Origin of the sequence: Stenotrophomonas sp. PFBMAA-4 (genome assembly GCF_030053215.1) — a bacterium.
Classification (GTDB): domain Bacteria; phylum Pseudomonadota; class Gammaproteobacteria; order Xanthomonadales; family Xanthomonadaceae; genus Stenotrophomonas.
Genome location: NZ_JASGBW010000027.1, coordinates 12,434 through 25,893, shown reverse-complemented (window position 1 = coordinate 25,893; position 13,460 = coordinate 12,434). Strand labels below are relative to the sequence as shown.

Sequence of the window (13,460 nt, the reverse complement as noted above, 5' to 3'; positions counted from 1 at the left end):
CCGGCAAAGATGACCGTGGCACGGCTATGCTTCGGGGTTGACCCGTTGCCTTGCGGAGGCCGCCATGACCGATCCCGTCCAGACCCCCGACGTCCCCCTGCTCGATGCCGTCCAGGCCCGCCTGCTGGGCTGCCTGGTGGAAAAGGAGGCGACCACCCCGGACACCTACCCGCTGACGGTCAACGCCGCACAGTCGGCAGCCAACCAGAAGACCGCCCGCGAGCCGGTGATGAACGTCGATGCCGGCAGCGTGCAGCACGCCCTGCGCCAGCTGGAGACACTGGGCCTGGCGCGCCAGCACTTCTCCTCGCGCGCCGACCGCTACGAGCACCGCCTGCAGGCCGCGCTGGACCTGACCCGGCAGCAGACCGTGCTGCTGGCGATGCTGCTGCTGCGCGGGCCGCAGACCCTGGGCGAGCTGGTCACGCGCAGCGAGCGCCTATACCGCTTCGCCGACGTGGACGAAGCCCGCCACGCCATCGAGCGCCTGCAGCAGCGCGCCCTGCTGGTGGTGCTGCCGCGCGCCAGCGGCCAGCGCGAGGACCGCTACATGCACCTGCTGTGCGGTGAGGTGGACGGTGCGGCGCTGGCCGCGAAGTACGCCAGCAGCGGCGGTGGCAGCAGCGAAGCGGCCGACCCCGGCCTGGCCGAGCGCGTGGCCCAGCTGGAAGCGGCAGTGGCTGAACTGCAGGCGCAGCTGGCCGAACTGCGCGGCGGTTGAGGGGGTGGGTGCCGACCGTTGATCGGAACTGCAATTGAGTCGTGCCGACCGCTGGTCGGCACCCACCACAATCAAACCTCGGCCGCGCCTGGCGTGGCGTACAGCCGACTGGGACTGTCCACGCCCGGCAGCTGGATCACCCCGCGTTCCTGCATGCCCAGCCCCAGCAGGATCCGCCCGGAAGCCACGTTGTCCAGGTCGGTGATGCCGTACAGGTCCTCGATGCCCAGCTCGGCACGCGCGTGCGCCACGACCGCCCGTGCCGCCTCGCTGGCACAGCCCTGCCCGGCGAATTCCGACAGCACCGCATAGCCGATGTCCGGCCCCGGCAGGCCATCACGCCGCACCAGGCCGGCATTGCCCAGCCACGCGCCGTCGGCCAGGCGCTCGATCGCGTACATGCCGAACCCGTTCAACGCATAGCTGTGCAGCACGCGCAGCGCGATGTACTCCCGCGCCTGCTCCTCGCTGTGCACGTTGCGGTCGCCGATGAAGCGCAAAAATCCCGGATCATTGAGCAGCGCCAGCATCGGCAGCGCATCCCGATCCGGCTCGATGCGGCGCAGCCGCAGGCGTTCACTTTCGATGGGATGCATGCACAGGCCTCCAGCCGAAACCCCGATTCTGCCTCAACGCCCGGCTGTTGATTTTGATTTTCTCTGCATTGCCGTGGCAGGAGGCGCCCGGAATCCGTCAGAGGCCGGTCGGGGTGGGTTCGCGGGGGTATCCGCGCCATGGATGGCGCGGCTAAGCCCCCAGGGACGGGTTCACGGCGTCCCCCGCGAACCCACCCCGACCGGCCACACCGCACAACCAACGCGCGCTCCACCACGGAGGGGCGGCGCCGTTGGAGCGCCTTAGTCGAACAGCGCCTCGATCGCCGCCAACCCCGCCGTCGCGCGCTCCTTCTTCCGCGCCGCATCCGCTACCGGGTCCGCGCCATCGCGCTGGATCTCCTCGGCCGGAATCTCCTCGAAGAACCGGCTCGGCTTCAACCGCACGTGCTCGCCGAACTTGCGCGTCAGCTTGCTGTAACTCATCCACAGCTGGATCTTCGCGCGGGTGATGCCCACGTACAGCAGGCGCCGCTCTTCCTGCAGGTTGCCTTCGTCCAGGCTGACCTGGTGTGGCAGCACGCCGTCCTCACAGCCAACGATGAAGACATAGGGGAATTCCAGGCCCTTGGAGGCGTGCATGGTCATCATGCGCACCTGGTTGCCGCCCTCGTCCTTGTCGCTGCGCGAGAGCAGCGCCAGCTGGCCGGCCAGATCAGCCGCGGTGGCGCCGCGCGGGCCGCCCTCGAACCACTGCGCCAGTTCCTCGATGTTGTTGGCACGGCGCTGGTAGCTGGCCTCTTCCTTGGCCTGCTGGCGCAGCTCGCTCAACAGGCCTGATTCCTTGGCAACCTTGCGGATCATGTCGCCGGAGGTGATCTGCCGGGTCTGCGCGCGCAGGTCGCGCAGGATGTCGGTGAAGCGCGCCAGGCTGTTGGCCGCACGCGGCGGCAGCTGCTGCAGTGCGCCGATCGACTCGGCGGCATGCGCCATCGGGATGTCTTTTTCCTGCGCCAGCTCGGCCAGCTTGGCCAGCGTACCGGCGCCGACATCGCGCTTGGGCGACTGCACCGCACGCATGAACGCGGTGTCGTCGTCCGGGTTCACCAGCAGCCGCAGCCAGGCCAGCGTGTCCTTCACTTCCTGGCGTTCCAGGAACATGGTGCCGCCGGTCAGGTGGTAGGGGATGCGCAGCAGCTGCATCGCCTTTTCCAGCGGCCGCGACTGGAAGTTGCCGCGGAACAGGATGCAGAAATCACTCCACGGCACCTTGTGCGCCTGCGCCACGAAGGCGATCTCGGCGGCCACCTTCTCCGCTTCGTGTTCGCTGTTGCGGCATTCCCACACGCGGATGCGCTCGCCGTCGGCCTGGTCGCTCCACAGCTTCTTCAGGTGTTCGTGCGGGTTGTTGGCAATGAGCGCGTTGGCCGCGCGCAGCACGCGGTTGGAGCAGCGGTAGTTCTGCTCCAGCTTGATGATTTCCAGCGCGGGATAATCGCGCCCCATCTGCTGCAGGTTTTCCGGGTTGGCGCCACGCCAGGCGTAGATCGACTGGTCATCGTCGCCCACGCAGGTGAAGTTGCCCTTCTCGCCGGCCAGCTGCTTGAGCATGCGGTACTGCGCGTCGTTGGTGTCCTGGCATTCGTCCACCAGCAGGTAGCCGATGCGTTCGCGCCAGGCCACGGCGATGTCCGGGTTCTCTTCCAGCACCTGCACCGGCAGCCGGATCAGGTCGTCGAAGTCCACCGCATTGAACGCGGTCAGGCGCAGCTGGTAGCGCTCGTAGACGCTGGCCGCTTCCTTCTCGCGGTTGCTGCGCGCGGCGGCCATCGCCTGCTCGGGCGACAGGCCGGCGTTCTTCGCGCGCGACACCAGGTTCTTCATGTCCTCGATGTCGTCAGGCTTGGCGCCGGACATCAGGTCCTTGATCTGCGCGGCGGCATCGTCGGCATCGAAGATCGAGAAGCCGCGCTTCAGGCCCACCGCCGCGTGTTCGATCTGCAGGAACTTCAGGCCCAGGGCGTGGAAGGTGCAGATGGTCACCTCGTCGGCGTCCTGCTCGCGCAGGCGCTTGGCCACGCGCTCGCGCATTTCCTTGGCCGACTTGTTGGTGAAGGTGATCGCCGCGATGCGGCGCGCGGGGTAACGCCCGCAGCCGATCAGGTGGGCGATCTTCTCGACGATCACGCGCGTCTTGCCACTGCCGGCACCGGCGAGCACCAGCAACGGGCCTTCGATGTGCAGGACGGCGGCGGCTTGGGGAGGATTGAGACCGTGCATTGGAGGGGGATTGTAGCGGTCCCGGGTGACGGCCACAGCCGTCGGCCGGTGGGGATGCTGAACGGCTTCGGCGCGCCGGGGCAGCGGCGTACAATCGGCCGATGGCCAAGCTCTATTTCTACTATTCGGCGATGAACGCCGGCAAGACCACCACCCTGCTGCAGAGCGCGCACAACTACCGCGAGCGCGGCATGCGGGTGGCGATCCTGACCCCGCGCCTGGACGACCGCGCCGGTGCCGGCGTGGTCGCCTCGCGCATCGGCCTGCGCGCCGAGGGCATGGCCTTCGACCGCGACAGCGACCTGCAGCGCTGGGTGGCCCAGGACCTGGACGACAACGGCCCGATGGGCTGCGTGCTGGTGGACGAGTCGCAGTTCCTGACCCGCGCGCAGGTCTGGCAGCTGAGCGAGGTGGTCGACCAGCTGCGCATCCCGGTGCTGTGCTACGGCCTGCGCACCGATTTCCGCGGCGAGCTGTTCGAGGGCAGCCAGTACCTGCTGGCCTGGGCCGACGAGATGCAGGAGATCAAGACGATCTGCCACAGCGGCAAGAAGGCGACGATGACCGTGCGCGTGGACGAGCATGGCCACGCCGTGCAGGACGGCCCGCAGGTCGAGATCGGTGGCAACGAACGCTATGTGTCGGTGAGCCGGGCGGAATTCAAGAAAATCACCCGCGGTGAAGGCCGGATCGACCCGGCGCAGGCGCCCCTGCCGCTGTAGGCGGGCGTGACGTCCGGCCGTTTACAAGGCCGCGGTGACCGCCCTAGGCTGGGCCAACGTCACCGTTGATCGGGAAGTCCGTCATGCGCTCCGTCCTGTTGCTGCTTCCTTTGATGTTCCTGCCGGGGCTTGCCACGGCAGCCGGCCAGGCGGCTTCGCCGCAGGACGATGCGGCGCTGCTCGGTGCCGGCTTCCTGGATGGCCATCCGGACATGAAGTTCCGCCAGTGGGGAATGAATGCCCTGCAGCAGGGTGATGCCGAGGCGGCGATGGACAATTTCCGCAAGGCTGCCCGCTATGCGGACAAGCCGGCACAGGGCCTGCTCGGCGAGATGTACTGGTACGGCGTCAAGCGTGCCGCCGACCCGGTCATGGCCTACGCCTGGATGGATGTCGCCTCCGAGCGCGGCTACCCGCTGATGCTTGAACTGCGTGACAGATTCTGGGCCGCATTGCCGCTGGAAAAGCAGGCAGAGGCACGGGCGCAGGCACTGCGGCTGCGCGATGAGTACGGTGATGCGGCGGCCCGGCCGCGCCTGGCCGCCGAACTGCAGCGCGGCAAGCGGGCGATGACCGGCAGCCGCACCGGCTCGCTGTCCAACAACGTGGACATCGTCTACATGGACGGAGGAGTGAGCCGCACCATCAAGGCCGATCGCCTGTATGACCCCACCTATTGGGATCCCGACCGCTACCAGCGCTGGCAGGACGAAAACTGGATGAAGATCCGGCGCGGCACAGTTGACGTCGGCGTGCCCACCGTCGCACCTGCACCACCGCCGGCGCCTGCACCGGCAGACACCCGCGGCAAGTAACACCGCCGGCATGGCGTGCAGGGCGGCGCCCTGCCCGCCCACATGCTCCGGTTACAGCGCGGCCTCAGTACAGCGTGCGCTCCGGTGCGCCCGCCGGCGGCGGGGTGTACTGGTACAGCCAGGTTTCGGTGAGCGGCTTGCCGCCACTGCGCAGGTACAGGCGGATGTCGATCTGCTCGGTGCTGCCGTCCGGCGGCACCAGGTCGAACATCGCGCGGTAGCCGTTGATCTCGCGCAGCGGCCGCGCCGACACGATCTCCACCCGGCCGCGGCTGGCTTCCACCACCGCCTCCACCTCGCCCTTGTCGATCAGCCTGGCCAGCTCGCCGCCTTCGAAGTCCACCGCAAAGCGCCAGCTGAAGTACTCGCGCTTCTTGCCCACCACGCCGCCCAGGCCGGTGTGGGTGGCCACGCAGTGCGCCAGCGGCGTGCGTGCCGGCGGCTCGGCGCCCCAGAACAGGCGGTAGCCGACCAGCAGCTCCTGGCCCGGCTGCGGCTTTTCCTTCGGGTTCCAGAACGCCACGATGTTGTCGAAGGTTTCGTCCACGGTGGGGATCTCCACCAGCTGTACCGAACCATCGCCCCACTCGCCCTTCGGTTCCACCCACAGGCACGGGCGCTTCTCGTAGAACACGCCGTCATCCTGGTAATGGTCGAAGTTGCGGTCGCGCTGCAGCAGGCCGAAGCCGCGCGGGTTGTGGTCGACGAACATGTTGAAGCGCAGGTTGCGCGGGTTCACCAGCGGTCGCCAGATCCATTCGCCGGCACCGGTCCACATCGACAGGCCATCGGTGTCGTGGATCTCCGGGCGCCAGTCCCACCCCATGCGGCGGTCGTTCTCGCCCACCTGGTACATGCTGGTGCACGGGGCGATGCCCAGGCGCTCGATTGCCTTGCGCGGGTACAGCGCACTGTCGATATCCATCAGCAGCACGTCGCCATTGGTGATGGCGAAGCGGTAGGCACCGGCCACGCTGGGCGAATCGAGCAGGCCGTAGACCACGATCGTGTCCGAGTCGGCCGCCGGCTGTTCCAGGTAGTAGGCGATGAAATCGGGGAATTCCTCCGGCTTGCCCATGCCGGTATCGATGGCCAGCGCACGCGCGGACTGGCCGTACTGGCCTTCCTTGCCGACGGCGCGGAAATAGCTGGCGCCGAGGAAGGCGGCAAAGTCGCGGTCGGTGTCCTTGCGGGTGTTCAGGCGGAAGCCGGCAAAGCCCAGGTCAGCCGGCAGCTCGCCGTTCTTCAGGCCGCTCTTGCCGTAGTTGAACGCCGCGCCGTCGTAGGCCAGTTCCTGCGCCTTGCCATCGACCACGTCGAACATCCGCACCGGCGAATGGAAGTACAGGCCCAGGTGGAAGAACTTCGCCTGGAACCTGCCGGGCTGGTCGGCCCACAGCGCATGGTCCTGGCGGTAGCCGATGGATTGGTACTGGTCCCAGTCGAGGGCTTCCAGCGGCTTGGGCAGCACCCGCTTGTGGCTCTGGTACGGCGCCTGCGCCAGTGCGCGGGCCTGGCCCTTCAGGGTGGCGAAGTCGAACGGCTGCGGCTGGCCGAGCCGGCGCAGGCCGAGCTGGCCACTCTTCCCGGCCGCGCAGGCCGGCAGGGTCGGCAGGCCAAAGGCGGCCAGGGCCAGGGAGGCATTGCGGAGGAAGTCGCGTCGTTGCATGCAGGCGCGGAAGCAAGGGAAAGGTCGGCCATCATAGGCAGACAAACGTTAACGGGCAGCGGAGGGCTGTACGGCTGGTTCAGGCTGCGCCAGCGCGGCCAGCCGCGCGTCCAGCTCACGCAGTGCCGGGGCCTGTGCCCCGCGCTGGGCCAGCAGCAGCTGGCGCGCTTCGGCCAGCGCAGCGCGCGCGGGGCCCGGCTGCCCGGCCTGCTGCAGCGCGCTTGCCTGTGCCAGCAACGCCTGCGGCAGCAGTGCGGTGTGGTCGGGCTGGCGCCAGATCGCCACCGCCCGTGCGTAGTGCCTGGCGGCCAGGGCGGCATCCCCCCGATCGCTGGCCCATTGCCCCAGTGCGAACTCGCCCTGGCCCACCTCGCGGTGGGCCGGGCCCAACGCGGCCAGCAACTGCGCCTGGACCTGCTGCAGCTCCTGCCCTGCCTGTTCGCCCTGCCCGCGCTGCAGGGCCAGCATCGCGCGGGCGCGGCGCACCACCAGCGCCTCGGGATGGCGCGGGCCCCAGGCATCCTGTGCCGCCTGCCAGGCCAGGTCCAGTTCGCTGGCAGCAGCCTCGGTCCGGCCTTGCCGCGCCAGCACTTCGCCCCGTTGGCGGTGCAGGCCGATCACCTGTGGGCTGCGGCCATCGCTCGGCTGGTCCAGCAGTCCCAACGCCTGCTGGTAACCGGCCAGCGCCGCAGGCAGGTGGCCGGCGCTGGCATCCAGCCCGGCCAGGTCGGCCAGCGATTCGGCGCGGCCAAAGCGCTGGCCGATGCCCTCGTGGCGCAGGGCGAGGGCCTGTTCGAATGACGCGCGCGCCGCCTCCGCATTGCCCAGCTGCGCCTGGCAGCGGCCCAGCTGGCTGTGGAACTCGGCCACCGTCGCCGGCAGTGCGTCGGCTTCACTGGCGGCCAATGGCTGCAGCGGTTGCAGGTGCGCCAGGCAATCGCGGTCGCGGCCCAGCATGCGCAGCGCGCGACCCCGCTGGGTCACCGCTTCCAGCTGCAGGGCGGGCGGCACGTCGTCCACCTGCTGCAGCAGCCGGCGCTGCTGGTCCAAGGTCTGCAGGGCCAGCTGGTAGTCGCCCAGGCCGATCCGCAGGCGGCCGATCACGCCTTCCAGTTCGGCCAGCGCCAGGGGCTGGTCGGCCAGCTCGGCCTCACCGCGCTGCTGCCCGGTGGCCAGCAGCTGCGGCACGTCGAAATGGCCATGGCGCTCACTGGCCGCCTTGTCGAACAGGCTGACGGTGAAATCCTGCATCGCCTGCGCGCGGGCCATTTCCACCTGCGCCTGGCGCGCCTGCCACAGCGCGACGGAGGTGGTCCCGAGCAGGGCCAGCACCGCCAGCGAGGCCAGCGCCACGCCCCAGCGGTGGCGGCCGATATACTTGTTCACCCGGTAACCCACGCCGGGCGGCCGGGCCTGGATCGGCCGGCCCTGCAGGTAGCGTTGCAGGTCGCCGGCCAGCGCCTCGGCCGAGGCGTAGCGCTGTGCGGGATCCTTCTGCAGCGCCTTTTCCAGCAGCACGTCGAGGTCGCCGCGCAGCTGCCGGGCCTGCCGCTGCAGCGCGCGCCGGGCGGCACCCGGCTGGTCGGCCAGGCGCTGCAGCAGCGCCGAGGCGCGCGGGACCTGCACGTCCAGGATCGACCGCTCCCATTCGGCATCGCTGTGCCGGCGCAGGCGGTAGGGCTTGTGCCCGGTCACCACCTCGAACAGCACCACGCCCAGCGAGTAGACATCGGTGAGGGTGGTCACCGCCTCGCCGCGCACCTGTTCCGGCGCGGCGTAGTGCAGGGTGAACGCGCGCACCTCGGTGGGCGGGTGGGTGGCGTCGGCATCGTCGTGGTCGAGCAGCGCGGCGATGCCGAAATCGAGCAGCTTCACCGTGCCATCGGCGCGGACCAGGATGTTGGAGGGCTTCAGGTCGCGGTGCACCACCAGGTTGGCATGGGCATGGCTGACCACCGCGCAGACCTGCAGCATCAGCTGCAGGCGGGTTTCCAGCGGGGGCTGCAGGCGCCGGCAGTAGTCGCTGATCGGTTCGCCTTCCACGTAGTCCAGCGCCAGGTAGGGCTGGCCGTGCTGGTCCACGCCGGCATCCAGCAGCTGGGCCAGGTGCGGATGCTGCAGGCGGGCCAGGATCTGCCGCTCACGGCCGAAGCGCTGCCGCAGCCCGGGGTCGGCCACGCCGCTGCGCAGCAGTTTCAGCGCCACCTGGCGCTGGTACAGGCCGTCGCAGCGCTCGGCCAGCCACACTTCGCCCATGCCGCCCTCGCCCAGTGGGCCCAGCAGGCGGTAAGGGCCTACCTGGCTGCCGGCGCGCCCCGGTGGCGGTGCGGTCCACAGCGGCTGGGCCATGAATTCCTGGCTGTCGGCCTCCTGCAGCAGCAGGTGTTCCAGGTCGCGGCCCAGGGTCGGGTCATGCTCGGCCAGGCGCTGCAGGCGCAGCTTCCGCGCCTCCGGGGCCAGCTCCAGCAGCTGGTCCAGCCAGGACGACAGTTGCTGCCAGCGCGCGGCATCCATGGTCGGCCTGCGCGCCTCAGTCGCCGCGCATCGCCGCCAGCAGGAACAACCGCGCCTTCTGCCAGTCGCGGCGGATGCTGCGCTCCGAGCGCTGGCTGAGTTCGGCGATCTCCTGTTCGGACAGGCCGGCGAAGTAGCGCAGCTCGACCACCCGCGCCAGGTGCACATCGACCGCCTGCAGGCGCTCCAGGGCGACATCCAGCGCCAGCAGGTCTTCGTCCAGGCGCACGCCGCTGCTGCTGTTCTCGGGGATCTCGGCCACCCGCTTCAGGTCGCCGCCGCGCTTGCGCGCCAGCCGGTTGCGCGCGTAGTCGACCACCACGCTGCGCATGGCCGAGGCGGCATAGGCAAAGAAGTGCGCGCGATCCTCGAAGCGCGCCGCGCCGCGGCTGCCCAGCAGTTTCAGGTAGGACTCGTGGACCAGCGAGGTGGCGTCCAGGGTGCGCCCCTGCTGGCCGGCCAGCTGGCGCCGGGCCATGCCGTGCAGTTCCTGGTAAAGCGTGGTCAGCACGCGGTCCAGCGCCGTGCGGTCGCCACCGCGCGCGGCATCCAGCCAGACAGTGATATCCGGTCCTTCGTCCATCGCAACCTCCCCCGCAGCGGATGCTGTGCGGACTATAACGCCGCCCGCGTCCGCTGCATGAAGAGATTCAGCGCTGGCAGCGGCTGCACCACACGCTGGCGCGCTGGCCGATCATCGCGTGCTTGAGCGGGCGCCCGCACTGCGGGCACGGCAGGCCGTCGCGGCCATAGACCAGCAGCTCCTGCTCGAAGTAGCCCGGGGCGCCATCGGGGCTGATGAAGTCGCGCAGGGTGGTGCCGCCGCGGGTGATGGCATAGCCGAGGGTGTCCTTCACTTCGCGGGCGAGCCGACGATAGCGTTCACGCGAGACCTTGCCGGCTTCACGCAGCGGGCTGATGCCAGCCTTGAACAGGCTTTCGGCGGCGTAGATGTTGCCCACCCCGACCACCACCGCCTGGTCCATCAGGAAGGTCTTCACCGGTGCGCTGCGGCCGCGGCTGCGCGCGAACAGGTAGTCGCCGTCGAAGGCGTCGTCCAGCGGCTCCGGGCCCAGCCCCTGCAGCAGCGGGTGGACCTCGCCGGCCGGCTGCCAGAGCAGGCTGCCGAAGCGCCGCGGGTCGTTGAAGCGCAGCAGGCGGCCATTGTCCAGGCTGATGTCCACATGGTCGTGCGCGCGCAGCGGGGTATCGCCCGGCAGCACGCGCAGGCTGCCTGACATGCCCAGGTGCAGCACGGCGCTGCCGACGGCGGTATCCAGCAGCAGGTACTTTGCGCGCCGGCGCACCGCGTCGATGCGCTGCCCCGGCAGCAGATCGGCCACCTCCGGCGGAATCGGCCAGCGCAGGTCGGCGCGGCGCAGGATCACCCCGTGGACGCGGCGGCCTTCCAGGTGCGGCGCCAGGCCGCGGCGGGTGGTTTCTACTTCGGGCAGTTCAGGCATGGGCTGATTCTACGCCCGGCCATGCGAAGCCGCCGGGCATGGCCCGGCGCTACCGGTGATCGCGCTACCGCAGCGTCAGCGCGGCGGCGCCGACAGTTCGCGTGCATCCAGGAAACCATCGCCATTGGCGTCCTGCTTGTGGAAGCGCTGCACGATCACCTGGCGCTGCTGCTCGCGGGTGATCGGCCTGCCCTTGCCACCGGGCAGTTCATCGGCGGTCAGCACACCGTCGCCGTTGCGGTCCATGTGGTCGAAGGCATACAGCATCCACTGCACGTATTCGGTTTCGCTGACCTTGCCATCGCCATCGCTGTCCATGCGCTGCAGGTAGGTGGCGGTGTCACTGACCTGCGCGGCCGCGGCCAGCGGCAGCAGGCACAGCAGCGGAACCAGCAGCTGCCTCATGCGCCCACCAGGGTGTAGCCCTTCAACCGCGCGGCGTACGCCTGCAGCGCAGCGATACCGCTTTCCTCCGCCTCGTGGCACCACGCCTGCAGGTGGCGCAGGCGCTCGGCGGCATCGTGGCCACGGGCTTCCAGCAGCGCGGCAAGGCGCGCACGGTATTCCACCAGGGTGCGGATGCGCGGGCGCTGCGCGACCCACGCGCTGAGCTGGGCGCGGCTGTCCGGCTGCAGCCAGCGGCCATCGTTGACCAGGCCACGGCGCAGGCGGCGCGGCAACAGGCGGCGCAGCTTCGCCCCGGCCTGCGTGGCTTCCTCGCGCAGGGCCGGCATGAACACGTTGCGCTGGTAATCGGTCATCGCCTGGAAGCGGTGCGAGAGCAGCGCCTTCAGGGTCTCGGCATCGGGCACGGCGATGTTCGGGCGCACGTCCATGGCCGGTGCAACGCGCAGCACCTTGGCCAGGCGCAGCGCCTGCAGCAGGCGGATCGCGCTCCAGCCGATGTCGAACTCCCAGCGCCGCATGGCAAAGCGCGCCGAGCTGGGGAAGGCATGATGGTTGTTGTGCAGTTCCTCGCCACCAATCCAGAACGCCCACGGGGTGAGGTTGGTGGACGTGTCGGCCGACTCGTAGTTGCGGTAGCCCCACCAGTGGCCCAGGCCATTGACCACGCCTGCGGCCCAGAACGGGATCCACGCCATCTGGATCGCCCACAGGGCCACGCCGGGCAGGCCGAACAGCACGCTGTTGATGGCCAGCAGCAGCACCGGGCCGAGGGTGGCGCGCGGGGTGTAAAGGTGGCGCTCGATGGCATCGTCCGGGGTGCCACGGCCGTACTGTTTGATGTCCGCACGCATGCCGCGGGCCTCGCGGTACAGCTCCACGCCGTGCCAGAACACCTTGCCGATGCCGCGGGTGACCGGGCTGTGCGGGTCGTCCTCGGTTTCCACCTTGGCGTGGTGCTTGCGGTGGATGGCCACCCACTCACGGGTGATCATCGAGGTGGTCAGCCACAGCCAGAAGCGGAACACATGCGCGACGGCCGGATGGAAATCGACCCCGCGATGCGCCTGGCTGCGGTGCAGGTACAGCGTGACCGAGAAGATGGTGAGCTGGGTAAATACCAGCAGCACCGCCAGCATGGCCCAGCCACCCAGGCCGAGCACGCCACCGGTGAGCAGGGAGATCAGGGCATCGGGCATGGCGGCACTCCAGATCGACGCGGGATGGCAGACATGATGGGCGCTTAAGTTGCAAACTGCACCCTCGCGACGGTCGTCGTGCACCGTCATGAAGTGCCACCGTTCACAGTTGGGGACCTGAGTTGTCGAGCCTTGATCCGCGCACCCGCGCCATTACCACTGCCCCGTCCGCCGCGGAGTTGCCGGCGCTGATCGAACTGGACCACGCCAGCGTGGTCCGCGGCCAGGTGAAGGTCCTGCACGGGCTCAGCCTGCGCATCGCGCAGGGCCAGCACACCGCGCTGCTGGGCCCGAACGGCTGCGGCAAATCGACGTTCATCAAGCTGATCACCCGCGAGCTGTACCCGCTGGCCCAGGCCGACGGCCGGGTGGCGGTGAAGGTGCTGGGGCAGAACCGCTGGCAGGTCGATCGCCTGCGTTCGCAGCTGGGCATCGTCACCGGCGACCTCAGCAGCAACCTGTCCGACATGCCCGGGCTGACCGTGGAACAGGCGGTGCTGTCCGGCTTCTTCGCCAGCTACGTGGTGCCGGCGTTCCGCGAGGTGACGGCGGACATGCGGGCACGGGTGGGCGAGACGCTGGCGATGACCGGCGCACTGGCCCTGCGCGAGCGCGCCTATGCCGAACTGTCGGCCGGCGAGACCCGCCGGGTGCTGATCGCCCGCGCCCTGGTCAACCGGCCGCAGGCGCTGCTGCTGGATGAGCCCTCCACCGGGCTGGACCTGGTGGCGCGGCAGCAGCTGGTGGCGACCATGCGCGTGCTGGCCCAGCAGGGCATCACCCTGGTGCTGGTCACCCACCATATCGAGGAAGTGATTCCCGAGATCGAACGCGTGGTGCTGCTGCGCGACGGCCGCGTGCTGGCCGACGGCACCCGCGATGAACTGCTGCGCGACGAACCGCTGTCGGCGGTATTCGGCGGGGCGATCAGCGTGGTGGAACAGAATGGGGTCTTGACCGCGTACGCGGGGTAATCCGGCGGGACGGCGGGACGGCGGGACGGCGGGACGGCCGGACGGCGGTAGAGTCGACTGTTAGTCGACTATCGCGCGCAGCGCGGGGTTCTCGCGGTCTGTTGGAAGGGCAGTCGACTAACAGTCGACTCTACCCGGTCAATT

The 13,460-nt window shown here is 69.5% G+C and carries 12 protein-coding genes; 4 read left to right on the top strand and 8 right to left on the bottom strand.

Annotated elements, in window-relative coordinates:
• Positions 1-64 precede the first annotated feature (64 nt).
• Positions 65-721 (top strand): DUF480 domain-containing protein, encoded by a 657-nt coding sequence (locus QMZ26_RS15950; RefSeq protein WP_108745622.1) that lies wholly within the window; start codon positions 65-67, stop codon positions 719-721.
• A 71-nt stretch (positions 722-792) separates the two neighbouring features.
• On the opposite strand, the gene QMZ26_RS15945 is transcribed toward QMZ26_RS15950, so the two are convergent.
• Both QMZ26_RS15945 and QMZ26_RS15940 read right to left on the bottom strand, forming a co-directional pair.
• Entirely contained in the window at positions 793-1,317 is a 525-nt protein-coding gene (locus QMZ26_RS15945) for a GNAT family N-acetyltransferase (protein WP_283222019.1), read from the bottom strand.
• A gap of 261 nt (positions 1,318-1,578) precedes the next feature.
• Positions 1,579-3,555: a UvrD-helicase domain-containing protein gene (locus tag QMZ26_RS15940; RefSeq protein ID WP_283222018.1), complete on the bottom strand. Its 1,977-nt coding sequence runs from the start codon at positions 3,553-3,555 to the stop codon at positions 1,579-1,581.
• Positions 3,556-3,656: 101 nt separating this feature from the next.
• Here QMZ26_RS15940 and QMZ26_RS15935 point away from each other — a divergent pair, with 101 nt between their 5' ends.
• Together QMZ26_RS15935 and QMZ26_RS15930 are read left to right on the top strand one after the other, a co-directional pair.
• Positions 3,657-4,277 (top strand): thymidine kinase, encoded by a 621-nt coding sequence (locus QMZ26_RS15935; protein WP_283222017.1) that lies wholly within the window; start codon positions 3,657-3,659, stop codon positions 4,275-4,277.
• Between the two features lie 83 nt (positions 4,278-4,360).
• Complete coding sequence (locus QMZ26_RS15930; protein ID WP_200734443.1) at positions 4,361-5,092, top strand: sel1 repeat family protein; 732 nt, start codon at positions 4,361-4,363, stop codon at positions 5,090-5,092.
• Positions 5,093-5,156: 64 nt separating this feature from the next.
• Here QMZ26_RS15930 and QMZ26_RS15925 read toward each other — a convergent pair whose 3' ends face one another.
• From QMZ26_RS15925 to QMZ26_RS15900, 6 genes are all read right to left on the bottom strand, one after another.
• Positions 5,157-6,761, bottom strand: a complete 1,605-nt coding sequence (locus QMZ26_RS15925) for a glucan biosynthesis protein D (RefSeq protein WP_283222016.1) — start codon at positions 6,759-6,761, stop codon at positions 5,157-5,159.
• Positions 6,762-6,809: 48 nt separating this feature from the next.
• Entirely contained in the window at positions 6,810-9,275 is a 2,466-nt protein-coding gene (locus QMZ26_RS15920; RefSeq protein WP_283222015.1) for a serine/threonine-protein kinase, read from the bottom strand.
• 16 nt (positions 9,276-9,291) lie between these two features.
• Positions 9,292-9,858, bottom strand: a complete 567-nt coding sequence (locus QMZ26_RS15915; RefSeq protein WP_079224557.1) for an ECF-type sigma factor — start codon at positions 9,856-9,858, stop codon at positions 9,292-9,294.
• Positions 9,859-9,925: 67 nt separating this feature from the next.
• Positions 9,926-10,738 (bottom strand): bifunctional DNA-formamidopyrimidine glycosylase/DNA-(apurinic or apyrimidinic site) lyase, encoded by an 813-nt coding sequence (gene mutM, locus QMZ26_RS15910; protein ID WP_283222014.1) that lies wholly within the window; start codon positions 10,736-10,738, stop codon positions 9,926-9,928.
• Between the two features lie 75 nt (positions 10,739-10,813).
• The gene (locus tag QMZ26_RS15905) at positions 10,814-11,143 is read right to left on the bottom strand and encodes an EF-hand domain-containing protein (RefSeq protein ID WP_079224554.1); all 330 of its coding nucleotides are present in this window, start codon (positions 11,141-11,143) and stop codon (positions 10,814-10,816) included.
• Positions 11,140-12,342 (bottom strand): fatty acid desaturase, encoded by a 1,203-nt coding sequence (locus tag QMZ26_RS15900; protein WP_283222013.1) that lies wholly within the window; start codon positions 12,340-12,342, stop codon positions 11,140-11,142. The genes QMZ26_RS15905 and QMZ26_RS15900 overlap by 4 nt, the downstream gene beginning before the upstream one ends.
• Before the next feature lie 152 nt (positions 12,343-12,494).
• Here QMZ26_RS15900 and QMZ26_RS15895 point away from each other — a divergent pair, with 152 nt between their 5' ends.
• Positions 12,495-13,316 (top strand): ATP-binding cassette domain-containing protein, encoded by an 822-nt coding sequence (locus QMZ26_RS15895; RefSeq protein ID WP_283222042.1) that lies wholly within the window; start codon positions 12,495-12,497, stop codon positions 13,314-13,316.
• Positions 13,317-13,460 lie beyond the last annotated feature (144 nt).